21 protein-coding genes are annotated in these 23,407 nt (G+C 70.8%); 13 read left to right on the top strand and 8 right to left on the bottom strand.

Annotation, left to right across the window (positions count from 1 at the left end):
• The first annotated feature begins 4 nt into the window (after positions 1 to 4).
• The 5 genes from ABIE65_RS07500 (at position 5) to ABIE65_RS07480 (ending at position 4,479) form a co-directional block, all read left to right on the top strand.
• Positions 5 to 1,222 carry a CoA transferase gene (locus ABIE65_RS07500; protein WP_354076777.1) on the top strand — a complete coding sequence of 406 codons (1,218 nt, stop codon included), beginning with the start codon at positions 5 to 7 and terminating at the stop codon, positions 1,220 to 1,222.
• A 123-nt stretch (positions 1,223 to 1,345) separates the two neighbouring features.
• Positions 1,346 to 2,515 carry an FtsH protease activity modulator HflK gene (gene hflK / locus ABIE65_RS07495; protein WP_354076775.1) on the top strand — a complete coding sequence of 390 codons (1,170 nt, stop codon included), beginning with the start codon at positions 1,346 to 1,348 and terminating at the stop codon, positions 2,513 to 2,515.
• Positions 2,512 to 3,468: a protease modulator HflC gene (gene hflC / locus ABIE65_RS07490; RefSeq protein WP_354076773.1), complete on the top strand. Its 957-nt coding sequence runs from the start codon at positions 2,512 to 2,514 to the stop codon at positions 3,466 to 3,468. The genes hflK and hflC overlap by 4 nt, the downstream gene beginning before the upstream one ends.
• A 13-nt stretch (positions 3,469 to 3,481) precedes the next feature.
• Positions 3,482 to 3,667 carry a DUF2065 domain-containing protein gene (locus tag ABIE65_RS07485; RefSeq protein ID WP_354076772.1) on the top strand — a complete coding sequence of 62 codons (186 nt, stop codon included), beginning with the start codon at positions 3,482 to 3,484 and terminating at the stop codon, positions 3,665 to 3,667.
• Positions 3,668 to 3,756: 89 nt separating this feature from the next.
• Positions 3,757 to 4,479 carry a glutamine amidotransferase-related protein gene (locus tag ABIE65_RS07480; RefSeq protein ID WP_354076771.1) on the top strand — a complete coding sequence of 241 codons (723 nt, stop codon included), beginning with the start codon at positions 3,757 to 3,759 and terminating at the stop codon, positions 4,477 to 4,479.
• 9 nt (positions 4,480 to 4,488) lie between these two features.
• On the opposite strand, the gene ABIE65_RS07475 is transcribed toward ABIE65_RS07480, so the two are convergent.
• The 3 genes from ABIE65_RS07475 to ABIE65_RS07465 all read right to left on the bottom strand — a co-directional run bounded on the left by ABIE65_RS07475 (position 4,489) and on the right by ABIE65_RS07465 (position 7,280).
• Positions 4,489 to 5,883 carry an acyclic terpene utilization AtuA family protein gene (locus tag ABIE65_RS07475; RefSeq protein WP_354076769.1) on the bottom strand — a complete coding sequence of 465 codons (1,395 nt, stop codon included), beginning with the start codon at positions 5,881 to 5,883 and terminating at the stop codon, positions 4,489 to 4,491.
• Positions 5,880 to 6,182, bottom strand: coding sequence for a DUF4387 domain-containing protein (locus ABIE65_RS07470; RefSeq protein ID WP_354076767.1), 303 nt, complete (start codon positions 6,180 to 6,182; stop codon positions 5,880 to 5,882). Before ABIE65_RS07470 ends, ABIE65_RS07475 begins: the two co-directional genes overlap by 4 nt.
• A 78-nt stretch (positions 6,183 to 6,260) precedes the next feature.
• A complete protein-coding gene (locus ABIE65_RS07465) occupies positions 6,261 to 7,280 on the bottom strand; it encodes an NAD(P)/FAD-dependent oxidoreductase (protein ID WP_354076765.1) in 1,020 nt (339 codons plus the stop codon).
• A gap of 112 nt (positions 7,281 to 7,392) precedes the next feature.
• Here ABIE65_RS07465 and tsaE point away from each other — a divergent pair, with 112 nt between their 5' ends.
• From tsaE to trxA, 6 genes are all read left to right on the top strand, one after another.
• Complete coding sequence (tsaE, locus tag ABIE65_RS07460; RefSeq protein ID WP_354076763.1) at positions 7,393 to 7,893, top strand: tRNA (adenosine(37)-N6)-threonylcarbamoyltransferase complex ATPase subunit type 1 TsaE; 501 nt, start codon at positions 7,393 to 7,395, stop codon at positions 7,891 to 7,893.
• Positions 7,890 to 8,900 (top strand): aminoglycoside phosphotransferase family protein, encoded by a 1,011-nt coding sequence (locus tag ABIE65_RS07455; RefSeq protein ID WP_354076761.1) that lies wholly within the window; start codon positions 7,890 to 7,892, stop codon positions 8,898 to 8,900. Before tsaE ends, ABIE65_RS07455 begins: the two co-directional genes overlap by 4 nt.
• Positions 8,901 to 8,948: 48 nt before the next feature.
• Positions 8,949 to 9,686, top strand: a complete 738-nt coding sequence (locus ABIE65_RS07450) for a nucleotidyltransferase family protein (RefSeq protein ID WP_354076759.1) — start codon at positions 8,949 to 8,951, stop codon at positions 9,684 to 9,686.
• Positions 9,683 to 12,718: a double-strand break repair protein AddB gene (gene addB, locus ABIE65_RS07445; RefSeq protein WP_354077413.1), complete on the top strand. Its 3,036-nt coding sequence runs from the start codon at positions 9,683 to 9,685 to the stop codon at positions 12,716 to 12,718. Before ABIE65_RS07450 ends, addB begins: the two co-directional genes overlap by 4 nt.
• Positions 12,715 to 16,173 carry a double-strand break repair helicase AddA gene (gene addA, locus ABIE65_RS07440; protein ID WP_354076757.1) on the top strand — a complete coding sequence of 1,153 codons (3,459 nt, stop codon included), beginning with the start codon at positions 12,715 to 12,717 and terminating at the stop codon, positions 16,171 to 16,173. Before addB ends, addA begins: the two co-directional genes overlap by 4 nt.
• Before the next feature lie 111 nt (positions 16,174 to 16,284).
• Complete coding sequence (gene trxA / locus ABIE65_RS07435) at positions 16,285 to 16,602, top strand: thioredoxin (RefSeq protein WP_354076755.1); 318 nt, start codon at positions 16,285 to 16,287, stop codon at positions 16,600 to 16,602.
• A gap of 54 nt (positions 16,603 to 16,656) precedes the next feature.
• Here trxA and ftsH read toward each other — a convergent pair whose 3' ends face one another.
• Positions 16,657 to 18,492 (bottom strand): ATP-dependent zinc metalloprotease FtsH, encoded by a 1,836-nt coding sequence (ftsH, locus tag ABIE65_RS07430; protein ID WP_354076754.1) that lies wholly within the window; start codon positions 18,490 to 18,492, stop codon positions 16,657 to 16,659.
• A 39-nt stretch (positions 18,493 to 18,531) separates the two neighbouring features.
• Positions 18,532 to 19,482, bottom strand: a complete 951-nt coding sequence (locus ABIE65_RS07425; protein ID WP_354076752.1) for a VOC family protein — start codon at positions 19,480 to 19,482, stop codon at positions 18,532 to 18,534.
• A gap of 113 nt (positions 19,483 to 19,595) precedes the next feature.
• On the opposite strand from ABIE65_RS07425, the gene ABIE65_RS07420 reads away from it, so the two are divergent.
• Positions 19,596 to 20,363 carry an alpha/beta hydrolase gene (locus ABIE65_RS07420; protein WP_354076750.1) on the top strand — a complete coding sequence of 256 codons (768 nt, stop codon included), beginning with the start codon at positions 19,596 to 19,598 and terminating at the stop codon, positions 20,361 to 20,363.
• 9 nt (positions 20,364 to 20,372) lie between these two features.
• On the opposite strand, the gene ABIE65_RS07415 is transcribed toward ABIE65_RS07420, so the two are convergent.
• Genes ABIE65_RS07415 through ABIE65_RS07405 form a run of 3 tightly spaced genes read right to left on the bottom strand, consistent with a single transcriptional unit; the run spans position 20,373 to position 22,749 of the window.
• Positions 20,373 to 21,299 carry an SDR family oxidoreductase gene (locus tag ABIE65_RS07415; RefSeq protein WP_354076748.1) on the bottom strand — a complete coding sequence of 309 codons (927 nt, stop codon included), beginning with the start codon at positions 21,297 to 21,299 and terminating at the stop codon, positions 20,373 to 20,375.
• Positions 21,247 to 22,044: an SIMPL domain-containing protein gene (locus tag ABIE65_RS07410; RefSeq protein ID WP_354076746.1), complete on the bottom strand. Its 798-nt coding sequence runs from the start codon at positions 22,042 to 22,044 to the stop codon at positions 21,247 to 21,249. Before ABIE65_RS07410 ends, ABIE65_RS07415 begins: the two co-directional genes overlap by 53 nt.
• A gap of 36 nt (positions 22,045 to 22,080) precedes the next feature.
• Positions 22,081 to 22,749 (bottom strand): glutathione S-transferase family protein, encoded by a 669-nt coding sequence (locus ABIE65_RS07405; protein WP_354076744.1) that lies wholly within the window; start codon positions 22,747 to 22,749, stop codon positions 22,081 to 22,083.
• A 139-nt stretch (positions 22,750 to 22,888) separates the two neighbouring features.
• Here ABIE65_RS07405 and def point away from each other — a divergent pair, with 139 nt between their 5' ends.
• Positions 22,889 to 23,407, top strand: a complete 519-nt coding sequence (def, locus tag ABIE65_RS07400; RefSeq protein ID WP_354076742.1) for a peptide deformylase — start codon at positions 22,889 to 22,891, stop codon at positions 23,405 to 23,407.

Here is a 23,407-nt window from a genome sequence, read left to right as displayed (position 1 = left end):
CCGCATGTACGATCTTCTGAAGGGCCTTCGGGTCGTCGAAGGCTCCGCCTTCGTCGCCGCACCGCTGGGCGGGATGACCCTCGCCCAGCTGGGCGCCGACGTGATCCGCTTCGACGCGCTGAAAGGCGGGCTCGATTCCGACCGCTGGCCGGTCACCCGCGACGGCGTCAGCCTCTATTGGCAGGGGCTGAACAAGGGCAAGCGCTCGATCGCGGTCGACCTGCGTTCGCCGCGCGGCCGCGAACTGCTGACGGCGCTGATCACGGCCCCCGGCCCGGACGCGGGCATCTTCATGACGAACCTGCCGGCGCGCGGCTGGCTCGCCTACGAAGAGTTCGCCAAGCGGCGGGCCGACCTGATCATGCTGACGATTCTCGGCACCCGGACCGGCGCGCCGCAGGTGGACTACACCGTCAATGCGGGGGTGGGTTTCCCGCTGATCAGCGGCCCGGAAGGCCATCCGAGGCCGGTGAACCAGGTCATTCCCGCCTGGGACATCGCCACGGGCATGATGGCGGCGACGGGCATCCTCGCCGCCGACCGGCATCGCCGGACCACCGGCGAAGGCCGCCTGATCAAACTGCCGCTCCAGGACGTCGCACTCGCGACCGCGGGCAACCTCGGCTATCTGGCCGAGGCCGAGGTGAACAGTGACGAGCGGGCGCGCTACGGCAACCACATCTTCGGCACGTTCGGACAGGACTTCCCGACGGCGGACGGCCGCCACGTGATGATCTGCATCTTCACCACGCGGCAGTTGCACGCGCTGAAGGATTCGGCCGGCCTGGGCGAGGCCTTCGCCGCGATCGAATCCCGCATGGGCGTGAACCTGGAGGACGAGGGCGACCGTTTCCGGGCGCGCGAGGCCCTGACCGAGGCGATCGCGCCGTGGGTGGCGCGTCACACGCTGGCGGAGATCCGACCGATCTTCGACAAGGCCGGCGTGCTCTGGGGACCGTATCAGACGTTCAAGCAGCTGCTCGCCGAGGATCCGGTGTCGACAACGGACAACCCGATGTTCTCGCGGGTCGCGCATCCCGGCGCCGGGACGTATCTCACGCCGGGGACGCCGCTCGACTTCGTCGGCCTCGACCGGCGGCCGCAGGCGCCGGCGCCGGTGCTCGGCCAGCACACGGACGAGATCCTGGCGAGCGTACTCGGCCTGCCGGAGCGGGAGATCGGCGAACTGCACGACGCCAAGGTCGTCGCCGGCCCACGCTAGGCGTCGGGGCGGCCAGCCGGCGCTTGATTCGCGCGGCTTCCCTTCAAATATGCGGCCAGGACATGACAGGGCTGCGGCCGTAGAATGGCAGCCATCCGGAAGGTAAGGGAGTAGGGTTGCACCATGCCATGGCAGAACCAAGGCGGGGGCGGCGGCCCCTGGGGCGGCGGGGGCGGCGGCGGCCCTTGGGGTGGCGGCCCCTGGGGCGGCGGCGGCCAGCGTGGTCCCGGCGGCGGCGGTGGGGGCGGTCAGCAGCCCAACCTCGAGGAGATGCTGCGGCGCGGCCAGGAGAAGTTGCGCGGCATGATGCCCGGCGGACTTGGTGGAGCGGGGATCTTCATCCTGATCGCGCTGGCGCTCGTCGTCTGGGTCGCCACGGGCATCTACCGCGTCCAGAGTGACGAGCAGGGTGTCGTCCTGCGCTTCGGTGAGTGGAACCGCACGACGCCGCCTGGCCTGCATTTCGCCTGGCCCTATCCGATCGAGACGGTCGACACGCCGAAGGTCACCCGCATCAACCGCATCGAGGTCGGCTTCCGTGCCGTCGGCGACACCACGGTCGGCCGTCCCGAGATCGGCCGTCAGGTGCCGGAAGAGGCCCTGATGCTCACCGGCGACGAGAACATCGTCGACATCAATTTCGCGGTCTTCTGGCGGATCGCGGACGCGGGCCGGTTCCTCTTCAACGTGCGTGCGCCGGAGACGACGATCAAAGGCGTTTCCGAGAGCACGATGCGCGAGATCATCGGTCAGACGCCGATCGCGCTGGCGCTCGCCGAAGGCCGCGCGCGCATTCAGGCGACCGTCCAGGAGCGTATCCAGCGAACGCTGGACGATTACGGCGCGGGCGTTCAGGTCACCGAGGTCCAGCTGCTGAAGGTCGATCCCCCGGCCGAGGTCATCGACGCATTCCGCGACGTCCAGCGGGCGCGTGCCGACCAGGAGCGCCTGCGGAACGAGGCGGAAGCCTATCGCAACGACATCATCCCGCGCGCCCGCGGCGATGCCGAGCGTCTGACCCAGGAGGCCGAGGCCTACAAGCAGGAGGTGGTCGCGAGGGCGCAGGGTGACGCGGAGCGCTTCGACAGCGTCTACGCTGCGTACAGTTCCGCCCAGGACGTCACGAGGCAGCGGATCTATCTGGAGACCCTGGAGGAAGTCCTGCGCAACGCCAACAAGGTGATCATCGACAAGGACGCCGGCGGCGGCCAGGGCGTCGTGCCCTATCTGCCGCTGAACGAACTGCAGCGACGTTCGCCGCCCGCGCCGCAGCAGGGGGAGGCCCGTCGATGAGCCGGATCCTCGCCCTCGTCGCCGGCGTCGTCGTCATCGTCGCCGCCATTCTCGCCTGGAGCGCACTCTACACGGTTCACCAGACCGAGCAGGCGATCGTCTTCCAGTTCGGCGCTCCCATCGAGGAAGTCCGGGAGCCGGGCCTGCACGTGAAGATGCCGTTCATCCAGAACGTCGTCTACTACGACAACCGCGTGCTCGACTTCGCCCCGCCGGCGGAAGAGGTCATCACGTCGGACCAGAAGCGGTTCGTCGTCGACGCCTTCGCCCGGTTCCGTATCACCGAGCCCCTGCGCTTCTATCAGGCGGTACAGACGGAAGCGGCGGCGCGCGGCCAGCTGCGGAGCTATCTCAGTTCGAGCCTTCGGAGCGTCATCGGCAACCGCACGCTCTCGGCGGTGCTCTCGGAAGAGCGCACGGAGATCATGCGGCAGATCCAGGCGGATACCAACAAGGCGGCCCAGGCGCTGGGCGTCGAGATCATCGACGTGCGGATCCGGCGCGCCGACCTGCCGCAGGCGAACGCCGAGGCCATCTTCCAGCGCATGAAGTCCGAACGTGAGCGCGAGGCGCGCGAATTCCGGGCGCAGGGTGCCGAATTGGCCCAGCGCATCCGGTCGCGTGCCGACCGGGAGCGGACGGTGCTGATCGCCGAGGCCGAGCGTACGGCCCAGACGCTGCGCGGTCAGGGCGACGGAGACGCGATCAAGATATACGCCGATGCGTTCGGTCGGGATCCGTCCTTCTTCACCTTCTACCGGTCGATGCAGGCCTATCGCGAGGCGCTCGGCGCCGACGGCACCACGTTCGTGCTGAGCCCGGAGAGCGACTTCTTCCGTTACTTCGGCGATCCCGCCGGCGGGGGCCAGACCGCCCGTGCACCGACGCTGCCGGGCATCGCGTCCCCGCAGAACAGGACCCCGCCGGCGGAGGCGCCGGCGACGCCGCGTTGAGGGACTGTCGCACGTGAGGGATCTCCTCGCCGCACTCGGGCTGGCCCTCGCCGTCGAAGGAGCGCTCTACGCGCTCTTTCCCGCCGGCATGCAGCGGATGATGCTGGAGATGCTGCAGCGGGCGCCCCAGCTCCTGCGCACGGGCGGGGTGGCCGCCTGCGTGCTGGGGGTCGGCATCGTCTGGCTGGCACGCCCATGACGGGGGCGGGCATCGACGACCCGCGCATGGCAGGCATGCGGCCCGGATCTTGCTCGGTGCCGGACCGCGTGCCATATGCCGGTACCGAAATGCGCGGCAAAATCCTCTGCATCGTTCATCAGAAGGGCTCCGATCCTGGTCGGGTCGGCTGCCTGCTCATGGAAATGGGCTACGTCATCGACGTCCGGTGCCCCTGCATGGGGCATCGGCTGCCGGAGTCGATGGACGCCTATGACGCCGTCTTCGTGTTCGGCGGCCCGATGAGCGCCAACGACTGCCACATGGGCGGCATCCGGGCAGAGCTCGATTGGATCCCCAAGGTTCTGGACTCAGGGAAACCCTATGTCGGCATATGCCTCGGAGCGCAGATGCTGGCACGCGTCCTCGGCGGATCCGTGGCCGAGCATCCGGAAGGCATGGTCGAGATCGGCTATGTCGACATCGAGCCGACGGACGCCGGCCGCGCCTATTTCGACGGCCCCATGACCGTCTACCAATGGCATCGCGAGGGCTTCCTGCTGCCCGAATCCTGTACCGTCCTCGCCCGCAGCACGGTCTTCCAGCAGCAGGCCTTCCGCTACGGCGCCAACGCCTACGGGGTCCAGTTCCACCCCGAAGTCACACTGGACATGAAGAAGCGCTGGACGTCGGGCGCCCCGCATCGCTTGGTCCTGCCCGGCGCGCAGCCGGCCGAGGCGCATATCGACAACCACCCCAGATACGACCCGCCGCTGGAATCCTGGACGCGCCGCTTTCTCGGCAGGCTGCTCGGTGTCCCCGGCACGGCGTCTACCCTCAGCCTCGCGGGCTGAACGCGCGCGTCACAGGTTCACGATCTCCACCGGGAACGTGCCCTTCAGGTCGTCGCAGTCGGCGACGTGGTAGATCGAGAAGCGGTACGCCGACCCCAGCGACATCTCCGGCGGCGTGAACGGGAAGGCGACGTTGCCGGCCGTCGACAGGCGCCCGGCGAAGCCGTGGTGCAGCAGGAACTGCTTCGCCACGACGATGACCGAATGCGCCAGGTCCATGGTCGGCGCGACGGCTTCGGCGAGGAAGCAGATCTCCGGCGGCGTCGTGCCCGCCGCGATCGGAAACAGGCTGGTCCCGCCTTTGCCGTACACCTTGAAGTGCAGGTCGTACGCCGTGTCGCCCTCGGGCGGGATGATGCTCGCGAGGTTGGCGCGCACGCCCGCCACGATCGCGTCGCTGTTCTCGATGACGCGGGGATCGCACGAGCCTGCGATCAGCACCGCCCGCTCGCCGACCCAGGTGGCGCCCTCGACCTTGATGGTGATCTGCGCCGCCTCCCGCCAGATGCCGCCGCAGACGCGGGTGCGCCGCGCGTCGACCGCCTCGAACCGCGCGGCGGACACGTCCAGGATGCCGTCCGGCTCGTGCACCAGGATCGGGTCGGCCTGCTCGTACAGGCTGTGGGCGGCAACCGAGAGCGGTGTCGCGGCGCGCTCCGGGTTCATGCTCTCCAGCACGAAGCCGTCGCCGTCCATCGTGCCGAGCATGGCGTCGCGCCCGCCGGGCACGCAGCACAGCGAGGTGCACTCAATGATCTTCGCCATGTGCGTGAACAGGCCCGGATCATAGCCGAGCATCTGCGGAATAGCCGCGAAGATGGCGGTGTCGCAGGCCCGGCCGGCGAGGATGACGTCCGGCCCCTCGGCGAGCGCGCGGATGAAGGGCTCGGTCCCCATCTGCCCGACGATGTGCGCGGCGCCGTCGATCGTCGCGTCGTCGAGCGCCGGGATGCGGCCGAGCGGGCGCGTCCGCCCGGCGGCTGCCATCGCCTTCAGTGCGTCGCGTGGCATGTCGGCATGGATGACGGCCATCCGGAAGCGCAGCCCGTCCGTGCGCGCGATGTCCTCGATCAGGGCGCGCGTCGCGGCCAGATGCGGTGCCGCACCGGCCGTGCCCGCCGTGCCGATCAGCAGCGGGATCTTCGCGTCCAGGGCGGCCCGCAGCACGAGCCGCAGGTCGCGGCGGGTGATCGTCTCCGCCGTCGCCATGCGGCCGGAGCCCAGATAGTAGGGGCCGGGGTCGACCGATCCCATGTCGCAGCCGATGAAGTGCGGGTCGCGCGCGATGCCGGCGCGCAGCGCGGCTTCCGGCACGCCGTAGCCCAGTTGTCCGGAGGCCGAGAGGGCACGCAGCGGCGTGCGTGGGCCCAGCCCGCGGTCGAGCAGCCGCGCCGCGGCGCTCACAGCTCGATCTCCAGCAGCGGGCGGTGCTGCTGTGCGCCGTAGACGTCCGCATCGCCCGGCGTGCCGGCGACGACCGGCCGGTCCATGACGATCTTGATCGCCTGCGCCGCGGCGAAGGGGATCACCGTCACGGCATCGGCGTCGAGGCCGTAGAGGGGCGCCAGTGCCGCCGGCGTCAGGGAAGGCGACTGCACCGCCAGCGCGTAGGCCTGCGGCGTCGGGAACAGGATATCGAGTGTCACCTGCAGCGGGCCGGCATTCTTGCTGCGGATGACTTGGGCCGCGTCCGTCAGCTTCATCGGATGTTCCTCCCGAGAATACCGACAGTCTCGCGCCGGACGGGCGGCGGCGCCAGCCCCCGACTCGGGGAGTGGCGATCAGCTCCCCGGAACGCCCTTCGTGGTCGAATACTCCCAGTGCAGCTCCTCGTCCGGACGCACCAGGGGATGGATGGCGTGGGCCGCGGTCGCCGCCTCGGCGAAGCCCGTCAGGATCAGCTTCAGCTTGTTGCGATAGGTCGCGATGTCGCCGATCGCGAAGATGCCCGGGGCGTTCGTGGCGCAGGTGCCGTGGTCGACGTGGATGTGGTTGCGGTCCAGGTGCAGGCCCCAGTCGGCGATCGGCCCCAAGTTCATGGCGAGGCCGTAGAAGGGCAGCAGCACGTCCGCCTCCAGCCGGCGCTCCTCGCCCTTCAGCGTCTTGACGATGACGGCGTCGAGCCGGCCGTCGGCGCCGTCGAGGCCTTCCAGCTGGTAGGGGATGACCATCTCTATCTTCCCCGCGGCGGCCAGGGCCTCCATCCGCGCGACGCTCTCGGGTGCGGCGCGGAACTTCGGCCGGCGGTGCACGACCATGATCTTCTCGGCGACGTCTGCCAGCGACAGCACCCAGTCGACGGCGGAATCGCCGCCGCCGGCGATCACCACGCGCTTGCCGCGGAAGTCCTCGCGGCGGGTGACCATGTAGAAGACGCTCTTGCCCTCATACGCCTCGATGCCGGCGAGCGGCGGGCGGTTGGGCCCGAAGGCGCCGACGCCGGCGGCGACAATGACGGCGCGGCAGTCGATGCTGGTGCCGGACGACGTCTCGACCAGCCAGCGGCCGCCGTCCTGCGGCGTCAGCTTCTCGACCTGCTGGCCGAGATGGTAGACCGGATGGAACGGCTCCGCCTGCTCGCGCAGACGGTCGATCAGATCGAGGGCATCGATCTGCGGATATCCGGGTATGTCGTAGATCGGCTTCTCCGGATAGAGTGCCGCGCACTGGCCGCCGGCGACGTCGAGGGAATCCACGACGTGACAGCGCATCTTCAGCATGCCGCACTCGAACACCGCGAACAGGCCGACCGGCCCTGCACCGACGATGACGACGTCCGTGCTGATGGCGGTACTTGACATGGCGACTCCCGGACCGGAAAACCGGCATCGTGACGAGGCGCGTAAGATGGCCGCCGGGCCGATCTCTGGCAACTACCCGGTGGGGCAACCACCCTGCTGGCGGCGAGGATCGATGGAAATCCCTGACGATTCGGTGCGGCGCGACGTGGCCCTGGCGGGACCGGAGGCGACCGCTGCACTGGCGGAGACACTGGCGAAGGCGGCGCGTCCGGGCGACGTGATCGCGCTGCGCGGCGACCTGGGCGCCGGCAAGACCGCCTTCGCGCGGGCTTTCATCCGGGCCCGCGAAGTGATGTCCGGCGGCGCCGGCGCCACCGAGGTGCCGAGTCCGACCTTTACCCTGGTGCAGACCTATCAAATGCCGATCGGCGACGTCTGGCACTTCGACCTGTACCGGCTCGACCGGTCGGCCGACGCCTATGAACTCGGACTGGACGAGGCGATGGCCGAGGGCATCGTCCTGATCGAGTGGCCGGAGCGGCTCGGCAGCTTGCTGCCGGCCGACCGGCTCGACCTCGCGCTGCGCTTCGGCGCGGGCGAGGATGCGCGGGTGGCGGCGATGATCGGCTTCGGCGAACGCGGGCGCCGGCTGGTCGAGGCGGTGCCGGCATGAGCCGCGGATTGCTCATCGACCGCTTCCTCGACGACAGTGGCTGGGGCGGCTGCGGCCGCGACCCGCTGCCGGTCGACTGTTCGTTCCGGCGCTACGAGCGGCTGACCTGCGACGACGGCCGCCACGCGATGCTGATGGACGCGCCGCCGCCGATGGAGGATGTGCGGCCCTTCGTGAAGCTGGCCCGGCACCTGCGCCGCATGGGCGTCAGCGTGCCGGAGGTGATGGCCGCCGATGAGGAGGAGGGCTTCCTCGTCATCGAGGATTTCGGCGACGACACCTACACGCGGCTGCTGGCGCGCGGCGCCGACGAGACGGCGCTCTACGCGGTGGCGGTCGACGTGCTGGCCGCGCTCCAGGTGCGGCCGGCGGCCGTCGATGTGGACGTGCCGCGCTACGACACGGACAAACTTCTCGACGAGGCGGTGCTGTTCACCGACTGGTACCTGCCGTCGGTCACGGGGCATGCGGTCGATCCCATCGCGCGGATCGACTTCGTCGATGCCTGGGCGTCCGCGCTGGCCGCGGTGACGGGCGCGCCTGACGCGCCACCCGACACCCTCGTGCTGCGCGACTTCCATGTGGACAACCTGATGCTGCTGCGCGACCGGACGGGCATCGCGTCGTGCGGCCTGCTCGACTTTCAGGACGCGGTGATCGGTCATCCGGCCTACGATCTGATGTCGCTGCTGGAGGATGCGCGGCGCGACATCGCGCCCGACCTGCAGGCGGCAATGCAGCAGCGCTATTTCGCGGCGCGGCGCGACCTCGACCGCGGCGCCTTCATGACCGCCTACAGGGTGCTCGGCGCGCAGCGCCACACCAAGGTCCTGGGCATCTTCGCTCGCAAGGCGGTGCGCGACCTGATGCCTGCCTATCTCTGCCATATCCCGCGGCTATGGCGTCTGCTGGAGCAGAACCTGTCCGAGCCGGCGCTGGCGCCGGTCGCGGCCTGGCTCGCGAAGCATGTGCCGGCGGAACAGCGCCGCATTCCGGAAATCGGGTAGACTGCCGCCATGGACGAAACACCGAGCCCAGCCCCGCGCGAGGGCACGATGCCGCGTTCCGACCGGGTCCGCACCGGCATGGTCCTGGCGGCCGGCCGCGGAACCCGTCTCGCCGCCATCCCGGACCTGCCGCCGAAGCCGCTGGTCGCGGTCGGCGGCAAGCCGCTGATCGACCACGCGATCGATCTCCTGGCGTCGGCCGGCGTCGAGCGGGTGGTGGTGAACACGCATCACCGCGCGGAACTGATCGAGGCGCATCTGGCCCGGCGGTCGGCGCCGGAGATCGCGATCTCGCGCGAGGCGGACCTGCTGGACACGGGCGGCGGCGTGAAGAACGCCCTGCCGCTGCTGGGCGAGGAGCCGTTCTTCGTCACCAATTCCGATCTCATCTGGGAGGTCGGCGCCGAGCGTGCGCTGGAGCGGATGGCGGCGGTGTGGGATCCGGAGCGCATGGACGCGCTGCTCCTGCTCTATCCGACGGTGCGGACCTTCGGCTATGCCGGCCAGGGCGACTTCCTGTGCGACCCCGCCGGCCGGCTGACGCGGCGGCCGGAATGGGCGGTGGCGCCGTTCCTCTATACCGGCGTCCAGCTGATCCATCCCCGGGTTTTCGAGGGCACGCCCGGCGGCGCCTTCTCGTTCAACCGCATCTGGGACGCGGTGCAGGAGGCCGAACGCCTCTACGGTATCGTGCATGACGGCATCTGGCTCGATGCCGGGACGCCGGCGCGGCTGGAGCGCGCCCGCACCGAGATGGGGGAGGCGGGCCAGGGGAGGCTGTTCTGATCGAAGCCGCGCGAGGCGCCACGGTCTACAACATCCCGCCGGGGCGATCCTTCGTCGACTCCCTGGCGGAAGGGCTCCTGCGGCGCGGCGGCGGCGACCCATTGGCGCTGGCGCGGACGACGGTGCTGCTGCCGAACCGCCGCGCCTGCCGGGCGCTCGCCGGCGCCTTCCTGCGCGCCACCGGCGGCCGGCCGCTGGCCCTTCCGGCGATGCGCCCGCTGGGCGACCTCGACGAGGACGAACTCGAACTGCGTGCCGAGGACGAGCCGCCGGGTATCGGCGCGCTCGACCTGCCGCCGGCGATCGGCTCGCTGCGCCGACGCCTGCTGCTGACGCGCGCCATCATGCGGGTGGAGGAGACGAGTCCCGACCAGGCGGCGCGGTTGGCCGAGGAACTGGCGCGGCTGCTCGACTCGGTGCAGATCGAGCGGCTGTCGTTCGACGGGCTCGCCGGGCTGGTACCCGACCGCTATGCGAGCCACTGGCAGCTGACGCTGCGCTTTCTCCAGGTGCTGACGCGGCACTGGCCGGACATCCTCGCCGACGAACAGGCGCTCGACCCGGCCGACCGGCGCAACCGGCTGATCGCGGCACAGGCCGAACTCTGGCGGCACGATCCGCCGGGGGATGCGGTGGTCGCGGCGGGCACCACCGGCACGATGCCGGCGACGGCGGACCTGCTGGGGGTGGTGGCAAGCCTGCCGCAGGGCTGCGTCGTGCTGCCGGGGCTCGACCCGCATCTCGCCGACGACGCGTGGGAGGCGCTGGACGGGGAGCAGCCTGAAGCGGGGCATCCGCAGCACGCGATGAAGCAGCTTCTGGCCAAGCTGGGTGTCGCGCGGCGGGACGTGCTGGCCTGGGACGACGGGCGCGCGGCGGGGGCGCAGGCGCGCGCGCGCCTGCTGTCGCGGACGATGGAGCCGGCGGCGACCACGGCCGGGTGGCGCACCGCACCGATACCGCCGGACGAGGTGAGCGCGGCGCTCGACGGCGTCATGCGGATCGACGCGCCGGGCACCGAGGAGGAGGCGCGGACGATCGCGCTGCTGCTGCGGGCCGAGTTGGAGCGGCCGGAAGGCAATGCGGTGCTGGTGACGCCGGACCGCGGCCTCGCGCGTCGCGTGTCGGCCGAACTGCGGCGCTGGAACATCGAGGTCGACGATTCCGCCGGCGTCGACCTGGGCGGCACGCCGCCGGGCACCTTCCTCCGGCTGCTGGCGCGCATGGCGGCAGAGGATGCGGCACCGGTGCCGCTGCTGGCGCTGCTGAAGCATCCTCTGGCGGCGGGCGGCATGGACCCGGCGCTGTTCCGGCGCCGCACGCGGGAACTGGAGCGCGTGGTCCTGCGCGGGCCGCGGCCGGAGCCGGGCCTGCACGGCCTGCTCGCGACATTGGCGTCCGAGGCGAAGCTGGCGCGCAGCGGGGAGAGGCCCGACGAACGGCAGCGGCGCCGCCTGCTCGCCAGCGCCGGCTTCGTGCGCCGGCTGCGCGACCTGCTGCAACCCTTCATGAGCCTGGCCGGTGCACGCTACGTCCCGGTCGAGGACCTGGTCCGCGCGCATATCGGCTGTGCCGAAGCGCTCGCGCAGGCGGCGGACGCCGAGGACGGACGGGCGCTCTGGGCCGGCGAGGCGGGGGAGACGGCGGCGAACTTCGTCGCCGAACTGATGTCGGCGGCGCGCGGCTTCGACCGGATCGCCGGGCGCGACTATCCCGGCCTTTTCGAGGCGCTGCTCGCGGGCACCGCGGTGCGGCCGCGCTGGGGCCGGCACCCGCGGCTCGCCATCTGGGGCACGCTGGAGGCGCGCATCCAGCACGCCGACCACATGATCCTCGGCGGACTGAACGAAGGCACCTGGCCGCCGGAGGTGCCGGCCGACCCGTGGATGAGCCGGCCGATGCGCGCGGCGTTCGGCCTGCCGCCGGCCGAACGCAAGGCGGGCCTGTCGGCGCACGACTTCGTCCAGGCCTTCGGCGCGCCGCGCGTCACGCTGACCCGGGCGATGCGTGTCGAGGGCACGCCGACGGTGCCGTCGCGCTGGCTGATGCGGCTGGACGCGGTGCTGCGCGCGGCCGGCCGCGAGGGGCCGATCGGCGACGGCCAGCGCTGGCTCGCCTGGGCCGAGGCGCTCGACCGGCCGGTGGGTCGCCCGATGCCGATCGAACCGCCGCGGCCCTGTCCGCCGCTGCGCCTGCGTCCGCGCCGCCTGTCGGTGACCCAGATCGAGACGTGGATCCGCGATCCCTACGCGGTCTATGCGCGCCATGTCCTGGGCCTGCGGGTGCTCGATCCGCTCGATGCCGAGCCGGGGGCGCCGGAGCGCGGCGAGTTCATCCACGAGGCGCTCGACCGTTTCGTGCGCGACTGGCCGGAGCGGCTGCCGCCCGACGCCGTCGACCGGCTGATCGCCATCGGCCGGGCGGTCTTCGAGCCAGCGATGGGACGGCCCGGTATCCAGGCATTCTGGTGGCCGCGCTTCGAGCGCATCGCCGCATGGTTCGTCGAGCAGGAGCGGCTGCGCCGGCAGGTGCCGTTGAAGATCGGCACCGAGCGGCGGGGCAGCATCACCATAGCTGCCCCCGGCGGTCCGTTCGAACTGCACGGCAAGGCCGACCGTATCGACCGTTTGCCCGACGGCAGCCTGGCAATCGTCGACTACAAGACAGGCAGCCTGCCGCGGGCGGCGCTGGTCGCGGTGGGGGCTGCGCCGCAGCTGGCGCTCGAGGCGGTGATCGCCCGGCAGGGCGGCTTCCAGGACATCGCGGCGGGCGCCGTCGCCGAACTCGCCTACTGGCGCCTTAGCGGCGGCGATCCGGCCGGCGAGGTGCAGCCGGCGGGCGGCAGGAAGGCCGTGCCGGCGGAGCTGACCGATGCGGCCGAGACGGGACTGGCCGCCTATGTCGCCGCCTTCGACCGCGAGGAGACGCCCTACCTGTCGCAGCCGCGTCCGGACCTGGTGCCGCGCTTCAGCGACTATGCGCACCTGGCACGGGTCGCCGAGTGGGGCCGCGGCGGCGGGGGCGACGAATGAACACGCCGCCGATCCGGATCGACCCCAACCTGGCACAGCGCACGGCGGCCGCACCGGACCGGTCCGTCTGGGTGACGGCGTCGGCCGGGTCGGGCAAGACCAAGGTGCTGACCGACCGCGTGCTGCGCCTGCTGCTGCAGGGCACGGCCCCGGAGCGCATCCTGTGCCTGACCTTCACCAAGGCGGCAGCCGCGGAAATGGACGTGCGCCTGCGCCGCCGCCTGGGCGAGTGGGCAACCGCGTCGGAACCGGCGCTGAGCGCGGCGCTGGCCGACCTGCTGGGCGCGCCGCCCGACGAGGCCGTGACGACGCGCGCACGCCGCCTGTTCGCGGCCGTGCTGGATGCGCGCGGCGGCCCGACGATCGAAACGGTGCACGCCTTCTGCCAGAGCATGCTGCGGCGCTTCCCGATCGAGGCGGGCGTGGCGCCGCATTTCGACGTGTCGGACGACCGAACTGCGCAGGACGAGCTGCGCGCGGCGCGCGACACGGTGCTGCGCCGGGCGGGAGCCGAGCCGGAGGGGGCGCTCGCCGACCTGCTGCAGCGGGTGACCGGCCGGGTCGGCGAACTCGCTTTCGACGATCTGATGCGCGCGCTGATCGCCGAGCGCGGACGGCTGCTGCGGCTCGCCGAGACCGCGGGCGGTGTCGAGGGAATGGCTGCGGAGATCCGCGCCGCACTCGGCCTGCCGCGCGACGCGACGCTCGCCGAGATGATGGCCGAGGGCTGCTCCGACGATGCTCTGGACGGTGAAGGGCTGCGGAGCGTCTGCGCCGCCCTCGAACGCGGCGGCGAGGCGGACGCGAAGCGCGCGGAGGCGCTGCGCGCCTGGCTGGCGGCGCCCGACGGCCGCGTGGCCGGCTTCGACGCCTACCGGTCGATCTTCTTCACGGGCACGGGCGACATCCGCAAGACGCTCGCCACGAAGCCCGTCCTGAAGCACTTCCCCGACGCCGACGCCATCCTGCGGGCCGAGGCCGAGCGCCTGCAGGCGCTGTGCGGAATGTGCAATGCGGCGGCGGTGGCCGATGCGACGGTGGCGCTGGCGACGCTCGCGATGGCGCAGCTCGACGTCTACGACGAGCGCAAGCGACGACGCGGCATACTCGACTTCGACGATCTGGTGCTGCGCAGCCGCCATCTTCTGGAGAGCGGTGCCGCCGGCTGGGTGCAGTACAAGCTCGACGGCGGCGTCGACCATGTCCTGATCGACGAGGGCCAGGACACCAATCCGGACCAATGGGCCGTGGTCGAAGCGCTGGCCGGCGAGTTCTTCGCCGGTGCCGGGGCGCGCGAGGGCGAGCGCACGATCTTCGCGGTCGGCGACCCGAAACAGTCGATCTTCAGTTTCCAGCGCGCCGACCCGGCCCGGTTCGCGGCCATGCAGGCGATGTTCCGCGACCGCAGCCGGGGAGCGGAGAAGATCTGGGAGGATGTCGGACTCGACGTCTCCTTCCGCTCGGTGCCGGCCGTGCTGCAGGCGGTGGACGCGGTGTTCGCCGACGAGACGGTCGCCGCGGGCGTCGTGCCGCCCGGTGCGCCGCTGCGCCACCATCCGCATCGCGCCGGTCAGGCCGGCCTGGTCGAAGTCTGGCCGCTGGTCGGCGATCTGCCCGGCGAGCCGGCCTCTCCCTGGGAGGCGCCGATCCGCTACGTCTCCTCGCCCGCGCCGGAGTCGCGTCTCGCCGAACTGATCGCCGCCACCATCGCCGGCTGGATCGCGCGTGGCGAGACGCTGGAGGCACGGGGCCGCCCGATCCGTGCGGGCGACGTCATGGTCCTGGTGCGCCGCCGGACCGGCTTCATCGACGCCCTGGTCCGCGAGCTGAAGCGGCGCGACGTGCCGGTCGCCGGCGTCGACCGGATGCGGCTGGCGGAGCAGCTGGCCGTCGCCGACCTGATGGCGCTGGCGCGCTTTCTGCTGATGCCGGAAGACGACCTCACCCTCGCGGTCGTGCTGAAGAGCCCGCTCGGCGGCCTGGACGAGGACCAGCTCTTCGCGCTCGCCGCCGAACGGCAGGGTACGCTGTGGCGGCGGCTGGGCGAGGTCGCGGCGGCGTCGCCCGGCTCGGCTTACGAGGCGGCGCATGCGGTCCTCGCGGCGATGCTGGCGCAGGCAGACGTCCTGCGGCCCTACGAACTGTTCGCCGACCTGCTCGGGCCGCGGCGCGGCCGCGAGCGCCTGCTCGCCCGGCTCGGCGCCGAGGCGAACGACCCCATCGACGTCTTCCTCGCCCAGGCGCTCGCCTACGAGCGGCTGCACCCGCCGTCCCTGCAGGGCTTCGTCCAGTGGATGGAGGTGGGCCAGGACGAGGTGAAGCGCGACATGGAGCAGGGCGAGCGCGACCAGGTCCGCATCATCACGGTGCACGGCGCCAAGGGCCTCCAGGCGCCGATCGTGATCATGCCGGACACCGCCCGGCTGCCGGTGGCGCGCAAGCCGCCCTTCTGGGTGGCGCGCGAGGATGGCGAGGACATCGTCCTCTGGCCGCCGCGCAAGGACATGGACGACCCCGTCAGCCGCGCGGTGCGCGAGGCGGCGGCGATACGCGACCGCGAGGAGTATCGCCGCCTGCTCTACGTCGCCCTCACCCGCGCCGAGGACAGGCTCTATGTCTGCGGCTGGTGCCCAGATCCGGACAAAGTGGCCGCGGACAGCTGGTACGGCCTGGTCGCTGCCGGCCTGAGCGGGATCGCCGAGGCCGTCGACTTCGACTTTTCCGAGACGATCGAGGGCGGCTGGTCCGGCCGGGGGCTGAGGCTGCGGGGTCTCCAGGAGGCCCCGCCGCCGACCGCTGCTGCGGTTCGGGCCACGCCCGCCGCAGAGGAGCCGCTGCCGGCCTGGGCATCCGCCGCCGCCATCGTCGAACCCTCGGCGCGGCCGCTGGCCCCGTCGTACGGCGAGGACGAGGAGAGCGGGCCGCCGGCGCAGTCGCCGCTCGGCACCGACGACGGCATGCGGTTCCGTCGCGGCCTGCTGATCCACCGTCTGCTCCAGACGCTGCCCGATCTCGAACCTGCCGCTCGCCCGGCTGCGGCGGCGCGCTATCTCGCGAGGGCGGGGCGGGAGGTCTCCGACGACGGGCGCGCGGAAATCGTGGCGGAAGCGCTGGCGGTGCTGGATCATCCGGATTTCGCGCCGGTCTTCGCACCCGGTTCGCGCGCCGAGGTGGCCGTCGCCGGCACGGTCGGCACCGTCGCCTTCTCCGGCCAGATCGACCGGCTGGCGGTCGACGCCGGCAATGTGCTGATCGTCGACTACAAGAGCAACCGTCCGCCGCCGGCGACCGCCGAACGGGTATCGCCGGTCTATCTGCGCCAGATGGCCGCCTATCGCGCGCTGCTGCGCAGCATCTATCCCGGAATGCCGGTTCGTTGCGCCCTGCTCTGGACGGAGACGCCGCGGCTGATGCCGCTGCCGGACACACTGCTCGACCGGTACGAGCCGGCTTAGGGCCGGGCGGGGGCGGCTCGGCTTGACGCTGTCATGGGGCGTGCCTAGCTTTGGCTTCAACGGTGGCCTCGGTGCAGAGCGCCGCAGGCGACGACGAAGGAGAGTGCGCAGATGACGAAGCCGGTGAGCGACGCGAGCTTCGAGCAGGACGTGCTGAAGGCGACAAAGCCGGTGCTCGTCGACTTCTGGGCCGAATGGTGCGGCCCCTGCAAGGCGATCGCGCCGCATCTGGAGGAGCTGTCCTCCGAGATGGCCGCCCAGGTCGAAGTGGTGAAGCTGAACATCGACGAGAACCCGCAGACGCCGAATCGCTACGGCGTGCGCGGCATCCCGACGCTGATGCTGTTCAAGGACGGCCAAGTGGCGGCGACGAAGATCGGCAACATGCCGAAGAGCCAGCTGTTCCAGTGGGTCGAATCGGTCGTCTGACCACGGCTCGTCCGGATCGAACGAAGGCCTCGCCGGCTCCCGGCGAGGCCTTTTTCATGCCGCGCCCGGTGTGGCCTGCTCCGCCTGCAGGTCGTGGGTGAGTTCCAGCAGGTCCCGCTCCTCGAGGGTCTCCCGCTCCAGCAGCGCCGCCGCGCAGCGGTCGAGTACCGCGCGGTTGCGTGTCAGGATCGCGGCCGCGCGTTCGAACGACTCGTTCACGATCTGCCGCACCGCCTCGTCGATGCGGCGGGCCGTCTCCTCACTGTAATCATGCTCGGGAAACAGCGGCGATGCCGGCTGCCCGAGGAAGCCGTGCTCCCTGTCGTAGGCGACGGAGCCGAGGGCTTCGTCCATGCCGTAGCGGGTCGCCATGCTGCGGGCGATATCGGTGACCCGGGCCAGATCGTCGGCGGCCCCGGTGGAGAGGTGGCCGAACACCACTTTCTCCGCCGCACGGCCGCCCAGCAGCACCGCGATCTTGTTCCGGAGTTCCGCCTCGGTCATCAGGTAGCGATCCTCCGTGGGCCGCTGGATCGTATAGCCGAGGGCACCGACGCCGCGCGGAATGATCGATACCTTGTGCACGGTGTCGACACCCGGAACCGCGCGGGCGACGAGCGCGTGGCCCATCTCGTGATAGGCCACGATCCGCCGCTCGACCGGGTTCAGCAGGCGGTTCCGCTTCTCCAGCCCGGCCACGATCCGCTCCAGCGCCGCATCGAAGTCCCGCGCGCCCACCGTCTCCGCACTGCGCCGCGTCGCGAGCAGCGCCGCTTCGTTGACCAGGTTGGCGAGGTCCGCCCCGCTGAAGCCGGTGGTCATGGCTGCCACCTTTTCCAGGTCGACATCGGCGTCGAGTTTCACCTTGCCGATATGGACGCGCAGGATCTGAAGACGCCCGCCCCGATCCGGCCTGTCGACCAGGACCTGCCGGTCGAAACGTCCCGCCCGCAGCAGCGCCGGGTCGAGGATCTCCGGCCGGTTGGTCGCCGCGATCAGGACCAGCCCGACGGTCGGATCGAATCCGTCCAGTTCGGTGAGGAGCTGGTTCAGGGTCTGCTCACGCTCGTCATGTCCGCCGACGGCCCCCATCGCGCCGCGTGCCCGGCCCAGCGCGTCGAGTTCGTCGATGAAGATGATGGCCGGCGCCTTCTGCCGCGCCTGTTCGAACAGGTCGCGCACCCGGGCGGCGCCAACGCCGACGAACATCTCGACGAACTCGGAGCCGCTGATCGAGAAGAAGGGCACGCCCGCCTCGCCGGCGACCGCCCGCGCCAGGAGCGTCTTGCCGGTGCCGGGAGGACCGACGAGCAGGACGCCCTTCGGAATGTGCGCGCCCAGCCGGCCGTAGCGTTCGGGGTCCTTCAGGAAGTCGATGATCTCGTGCAGTTCCTCCTTCGCTTCGTCGACCCCGGCGACGTCGTCGAAGCTCACCTTGGTATCCGTCTCGACGTAGATCTTGGCGCGGCTCTTGCCGACCGACATGAAGCCGCCGAGCCCCTGGCGGTCGGACATCTTGCGGATGATGAACATCCAGAGGCCGAAGATCAGCAGGACGGGCATGATCCACGACAGGATGTCGCGCAGCAGGCTGCTCTCGACGGCGCCGGTGACCGTGACGCCCTTCTCCGCCAGTTCGTCGGCGATGCGTGGATCCACCCGGGTCGTGACGAAGCGGGGCTTCCCCTCCTGCGGCTCGCGGAACGCACCCTCGATATAGGTCTCGCCGACCTGCACCTCCTTGATCAGCCCTCGATCGAGATAGCTGCGGAAGGTGCTGTAGGGGATCGTTTCGACCGTCCGGCTCTGATGCAGGAAGGTGTTGACGATCATCACCGCGAACAGCGCGATCACGATGTGCCACGGGTTGAAGCGGAACTTGTCTCCCATGCGATCCCCGGCTCGTTAAGGGAAGCGGTACCGGCGGCCTCAGCGGCGCGGCAGCCTCCGCCAGACCGGCGCCACCTCCGGGCCGTGGAACAGGATATGGGCACCCATGCCGTCCGCCGGAACGACCTGCACCAGGTCGGGCGCCAGCAGGTCGGCGGCGACGCCGCGGTCCCGCAGGAGCGAGAGGGTGCGCACCGGATCGTTCACCTGCAGTGCCACCGCCGCCTCGAAGGGCAGCGCGGCCGCCTTGAAGCCCGGAAGCATGCGCGCCGCCACATCCGTGTCGCAGATCGTGAGACGCCCCCGATCGAGTGCGATCGCATACTGCCCCGGGCCTTCCGCGACAGGGGGCCGTCCGGAGAAGGTGGCGAACCGGCCGGCCGCTTCCGCCGGGTCTGCCTCGACGATCAGGAAGTCGGTGAGCGCCTCGGCGCCGTTGGGATGTTCCGCCCAGCCGGGCAGCCAGACGAGCTCCGGTGTCTCGTGGCCGCAATACTGCGCCCGGCCCTCGGGCATGACGCCAGGTTCGGTGCGCAGCACGTGGAAGCCGACCAGCGGTTTCTCGGGCATCGAATCGAGCGGCCGGCGCAGGCGCACCGCCGGCTGCGTCGGCATGCCCGCGGCGCGCAGGCGCGCTTCCTGCGCCGGTACGTCGGCATGGCCGAGTGCGACGAGGTGCAGGCCCTCGTAGCGGTCGAGGCTCCGGCGCAGCTGGGCGGCGAGCGGCGTATCGAGATTGGCGGCGAGGATCTCCAGATAGCCGATCCGCAGCGTGATCAGCCGGTTGACCGTCCCCGCCGGCACGAGTGCGCCGTCCGGTCCGGCATTGTAGTGGGTGTTCTGCGGCTGCACGGCGAAGCCGAGCCGCTCGAACCGCTGCGTGGCGCGGTCCATGTCGGCGACGAAGAAGCCGACATGGTCGAGGAAGACTTCGTCGTCCCGGGGAAGCTGCCGGTCGGCCGCGCCGGATCTCTCGGCATCTGTGCTCATGTCCGCCCTCCGCTGCCGCGCGTGTCGTTCATCCGCCTTTATTGCAGACGGCGGCCGGAATGGTCAGTCTCGAACGATGCGGCCATGCGCCGCCACCGTTGACCGAGGCCATGATGCCGCAAGACCCCGCCATCCTCGTCCGCCCCGACGGCACGCGCATCGCCCATCACCATACGCCGGCCGCCACCGGAAACGGCATGCCCGGTGTCGTCTTCCTCGGCGGCTTCAAGTCCGACATGGAGGGCGGCAAGGCGCTGCGGCTGGAGGCGTTCTGCCGTGGACGCGGTCAGCAGTTCACGCGCTTCGACTATCGCGGGCACGGCCTCTCGAGCGGCAGGTTCGAGGACGGGACCATCGGGCTGTGGCTGGCCGACGCGGTGGCCGTGCTGGACGAGGTGACGCGCGGCCCGCAGATCCTGGTCGGATCCAGCATGGGCGGCTGGATCGCTCTGCTCGCGGCGCTGCGTCGGACGGACAGGGTCGCCGGCATCGTCGGCGTCGCACCGGCGCCGGATTTCGTCGTGCGCATGGAGGGCGAGCTGTCGGCCGACCAGCGCGCGACGCTGGCGCGCGAGGGGCGCTTCGAGCGGCCATCGGCCTACTCGGACGACCCCTACGTCATCACCCGGGCGCTCATCGAGGACGGCAAGCGCCACCTGCTGATGGACGCCCCGATCCCGCTCGACCTGCCCGTGCGCATCCTGCATGGCATGCGCGACGACGCGGTGCCCTGGCAGCTCTCGCTGAAGCTCTGCGAGACGCTTACCTCGGACGATGTGCGGGTCGTGTATGTCAAGAACGGCGATCACAGGCTGTCGGAGGAGCCGGAGCTCGACCTGCTGTGCGAAACGGTCGACGAAGTCGGCCGCCGCATAGCCTGAGCCGGCTGCTCAGCCGGCGGTCTCGGCGGCCAGGATCGCCCGCAGTCCGGCACGGTAGTCCGGGTGGCGTAGCGTCACGCCGAGTTCGGTCTTGATGCGCTCGTTCCGGACGCGGCGGTTGTCGGCATAGAAGCTGCGCGCCATCGGCGACAGTTCGGCCTGCGCGAAGGGGATGAGCGGCGGCGGTTCGACGCCCAGCAGATCGCAGGCGAAGGCGGTGACTTCGTGCGATGGCGCCGGAAGATCGTCCGCCACGTTGTAGATCGCGCCGGCGCGCGGCCGCTCGATCGAAGCGCGCAACGTCGCGACGATATCGTCGACGTGGATGCGCGAGAAGACCTGCCCCGGCTTGTCGATCCGATGCGCGCGGCCGCTCCGCACGGCGTCGAGCTGGCTGCGGCCGGGGCCGTAGATGCCGGGCAGCCGGAAGATATGGACCGCGATGCCGTGCGCCCGACCGAAATCGGTCCAAGCGCGTTCGGCATCGAGGCGGCGCCGCGAACGGTCGCCGGTCGGCGCAGGCGGCGTGTCCTCGTCGACCCAGGCGCCGCCGTGGTCGCCGTAGACGCCGCTGGTCGACAGATAGCCGATCCAGCCGAGCGTCGAAGCCGCCGCCGCGATGTCGCGGCCATGCACGCCGAGGGCGGTGTCGCCCTCCGCGTCGGGCGGAATGGAGGCGAGCAGGTGCGTCGCGCCGGCCAGCGAGGAGGCCGGATCGTCGAGCGGTGCACCGCGTTCGAATCGATGCACGGTGCGGTCGGCCTCCGCACGCGCGGTCCGCCCGGTGCCGGCGACCGTCCAGCCCTCCGACGCCACCGCGTCGGCGAGCCGGCCGGCCGTGTAGCCGAGTCCGAAGCAGAAGAGACGGGAGATCGTCCTGATCCTACTTCTTGTCGCCCGGCGCCGGCTTGCGGTCGTCGTGCTTCCGGTCGCCATGCTTCCACTCGCCCGGCTCCGGGCGCGGCGCCGGTGCGGCGAGCACGACCGTGGCGTTCAGGACGAGACGCTCGGACACTTCGATGTCGCCGCCGTCGGCCGCCATCGGTGCGGCCGCCATCTGCGCCCGCTCCATCTTCATGCCGCGATCCTGATAGGCCATCGGCCGCGGGATGCCCGCATTCTCAAAGTCGACGCGCTGCACGCGGAAGCCGCGATCCGGCCAAACCTTGGCGACTTCTGCCGCTTCCTTGGCGGCGCGGCCGTAGATGTCGGCCCGCAGCTTCGCCGCCGTGTCCTCGCGCTCGGCGAGGGTTGGGCTGAAGTCGACCTGGTTCACTTCCAACTGCTGCCCCGGCTTGCTGAGCTGGCGGGCCTTGTCGTAGATGCCGCCGAGCGCGCCCTCGGGAACGCGCACCTCGGCAGTGACGCGCCAGCGCTCCAGGCCACTGGCGTCGCGCGACCGGTCGGAACTGGTAACCCGCCAGTCGCCCTTCGCCAGTTCGTCGAACACCGGCGGCACGCGGCCGGACTGCTGTGCGGCCTGCTCGCCGGACAGGACTGTCTCGACGCTGGCGACCAGCTTGGCCGTCTTGGTCTCGACCCAGCCTTCGGATGTCAGCTGGAGCACGATCTGGTCGGGCGGCGGCGCGTACGGACCCATCGGCTGGGCTGCGACGGTCGCGATCGTCGGCGGGGCGAGCATGGCGAGGCCCAGCATTGCCGCCGGGAGTGCGCGAGGCATGATGCGCATAGTCCTAATCCTTCTGACGGACGACCCCTAGAAGTCGAGGTCGGCATAGTGTCGGGGGGGACGCAGACCCGGGACCTGGTCGGCGAGGAGCGGCCGGAAGCTCGGGCGCGACTTGATGCGCTGGTACCATTGCTTCGCCCCTTCGACCGCATCCCATGGGACGTCGCCCAGAAAGTCGATCGACGAGAGATGGGCGGCCGCGACGATGTCGGCCAGCGAGAAGACCTCCCCGCCCAGCCAGTTCCGCCGTTCCGTGAGCCACGCCACATATTCGAGGTGGTAGACGATGTTGAGCTTGCCAGCCCGAATCGCGGCGGAGCTCGGCTCGCCGGTGCGCATCAGGCGTTTCAGCACCTTCTCGCCGTAGAGCTGGTCGGTCACCTCGCGCGCGAACTTGCCGTCGAACCAGGCGACCAGGCGCCGGGTTTCCGCCCGTTCGGCCGGTGTCTGCCCGATCAGGCATGGCTCCGGACGAACCTCCTCCAGATACTCGCAGATTGCGGCGGAATCACAGACGATGGTGCCGTCCTCGTCCTCGAACACCGGCACGGTGCCGGCCGGATTGATCGCGAGGAAGGTGTCGCGCCGATCCCACACCGGCTCCGTTTCGAGGTCCGCCTCGATGCCCTTCTCGCGCAAGGCGATCCTGACCTTGCGGCAATAGGGCGACAGCGGGAAGTGGATCAGTCTGGACATAGCCCGTGAGTCTACCGGATGCGCGACTGGTTAACGAGCGGACACGCGGCAGGTTGCGCCGACGGCACCGGCGGCCTTCGGCTTGACGCCGTCCTCCGCGCCACATACGTAGCGTGCCGACCCCTCAGAGCCCAGAAGCATGACGATACGCCCCATCGTGATCGCGCCGGACCGCCGGCTGAAGAGCAAGAGCGCACCGGTGGCCCAGGTCGACGATGGGGTACGGCGGCTCATGGACGATATGCTCGAGACGATGTACGACGCGCCCGGCATCGGCCTCGCGGCACCCCAAGTCGGCGTGCTCAGCCGCGTGGTGGTGATGGACCTCGGCGAGGAGGGCGAGCGCAAGCCGATCCGCATGGCGAACCCGCGCATCGTGAAGGCCTCCGACGAGGAAGCCGTCGCCAACGAGGGCTGCCTCTCCCTGCCGGAAATCTACGTGGACGTGACCCGGCCCGTCGCGGTCACGGCCCGATATCTGGACGAGAACGGACAGGAGCTGGAGATCGAGGCGGACGGCCTGCTGGCGCGCTGCATCCAGCACGAGATCGACCATCTCGACGGGGTCCTGCACGTGGACTACCTGTCGGCGCTGCGCCGCAAGATGATCCTCCGCAGGCTCGACAAGCAGCGCAAGGTCGAAGCGGAGGCCGGCTGA

The organism is Constrictibacter sp. MBR-5 (assembly GCF_040549485.1).
Classification (GTDB): domain Bacteria; phylum Pseudomonadota; class Alphaproteobacteria; order JAJUGE01; family JAJUGE01; genus Constrictibacter.
This window is presented reverse-complemented; position numbering and strand designations above follow the sequence as displayed.

What these genes read in the sequence shown, in the direction of transcription:
- hflC (WP_354076773.1), top strand. Translation starts at nt 2,512, where the DNA reads ATGAGCCGGATCCTCGCCCTCGTCGCCGGCGTCGTCGTCATCGTCGCC.
- tsaE (WP_354076763.1), top strand. Translation starts at nt 7,393, where the DNA reads ATGGAAATCCCTGACGATTCGGTGCGGCGCGACGTGGCCCTGGCGGGA.
- ABIE65_RS07425 (WP_354076752.1), bottom strand. Translation starts at nt 19,482, where the DNA reads ATGAGCACAGATGCCGAGAGATCCGGCGCGGCCGACCGGCAGCTTCCC.
- ABIE65_RS07405 (WP_354076744.1), bottom strand. Translation starts at nt 22,749, where the DNA reads ATGTCCAGACTGATCCACTTCCCGCTGTCGCCCTATTGCCGCAAGGTC.
- addA (WP_354076757.1), top strand. Translation starts at nt 12,715, where the DNA reads ATGAACACGCCGCCGATCCGGATCGACCCCAACCTGGCACAGCGCACG.
- ABIE65_RS07415 (WP_354076748.1), bottom strand. Translation starts at nt 21,299, where the DNA reads ATGGCGACCGGAAGCACGACGACCGCAAGCCGGCGCCGGGCGACAAGA.
- ftsH (WP_354076754.1), bottom strand. Translation starts at nt 18,492, where the DNA reads ATGGGAGACAAGTTCCGCTTCAACCCGTGGCACATCGTGATCGCGCTG.
- hflK (WP_354076775.1), top strand. Translation starts at nt 1,346, where the DNA reads ATGCCATGGCAGAACCAAGGCGGGGGCGGCGGCCCCTGGGGCGGCGGG.
- ABIE65_RS07500 (WP_354076777.1), top strand. Translation starts at nt 5, where the DNA reads ATGTACGATCTTCTGAAGGGCCTTCGGGTCGTCGAAGGCTCCGCCTTC.
- ABIE65_RS07450 (WP_354076759.1), top strand. Translation starts at nt 8,949, where the DNA reads ATGCCGCGTTCCGACCGGGTCCGCACCGGCATGGTCCTGGCGGCCGGC.
- ABIE65_RS07455 (WP_354076761.1), top strand. Translation starts at nt 7,890, where the DNA reads ATGAGCCGCGGATTGCTCATCGACCGCTTCCTCGACGACAGTGGCTGG.
- ABIE65_RS07470 (WP_354076767.1), bottom strand. Translation starts at nt 6,182, where the DNA reads ATGAAGCTGACGGACGCGGCCCAAGTCATCCGCAGCAAGAATGCCGGC.
- ABIE65_RS07480 (WP_354076771.1), top strand. Translation starts at nt 3,757, where the DNA reads ATGCGCGGCAAAATCCTCTGCATCGTTCATCAGAAGGGCTCCGATCCT.
- ABIE65_RS07420 (WP_354076750.1), top strand. Translation starts at nt 19,596, where the DNA reads ATGCCGCAAGACCCCGCCATCCTCGTCCGCCCCGACGGCACGCGCATC.
- ABIE65_RS07465 (WP_354076765.1), bottom strand. Translation starts at nt 7,280, where the DNA reads ATGTCAAGTACCGCCATCAGCACGGACGTCGTCATCGTCGGTGCAGGG.
- def (WP_354076742.1), top strand. Translation starts at nt 22,889, where the DNA reads ATGACGATACGCCCCATCGTGATCGCGCCGGACCGCCGGCTGAAGAGC.
- trxA (WP_354076755.1), top strand. Translation starts at nt 16,285, where the DNA reads ATGACGAAGCCGGTGAGCGACGCGAGCTTCGAGCAGGACGTGCTGAAG.
- ABIE65_RS07410 (WP_354076746.1), bottom strand. Translation starts at nt 22,044, where the DNA reads ATGCCTCGCGCACTCCCGGCGGCAATGCTGGGCCTCGCCATGCTCGCC.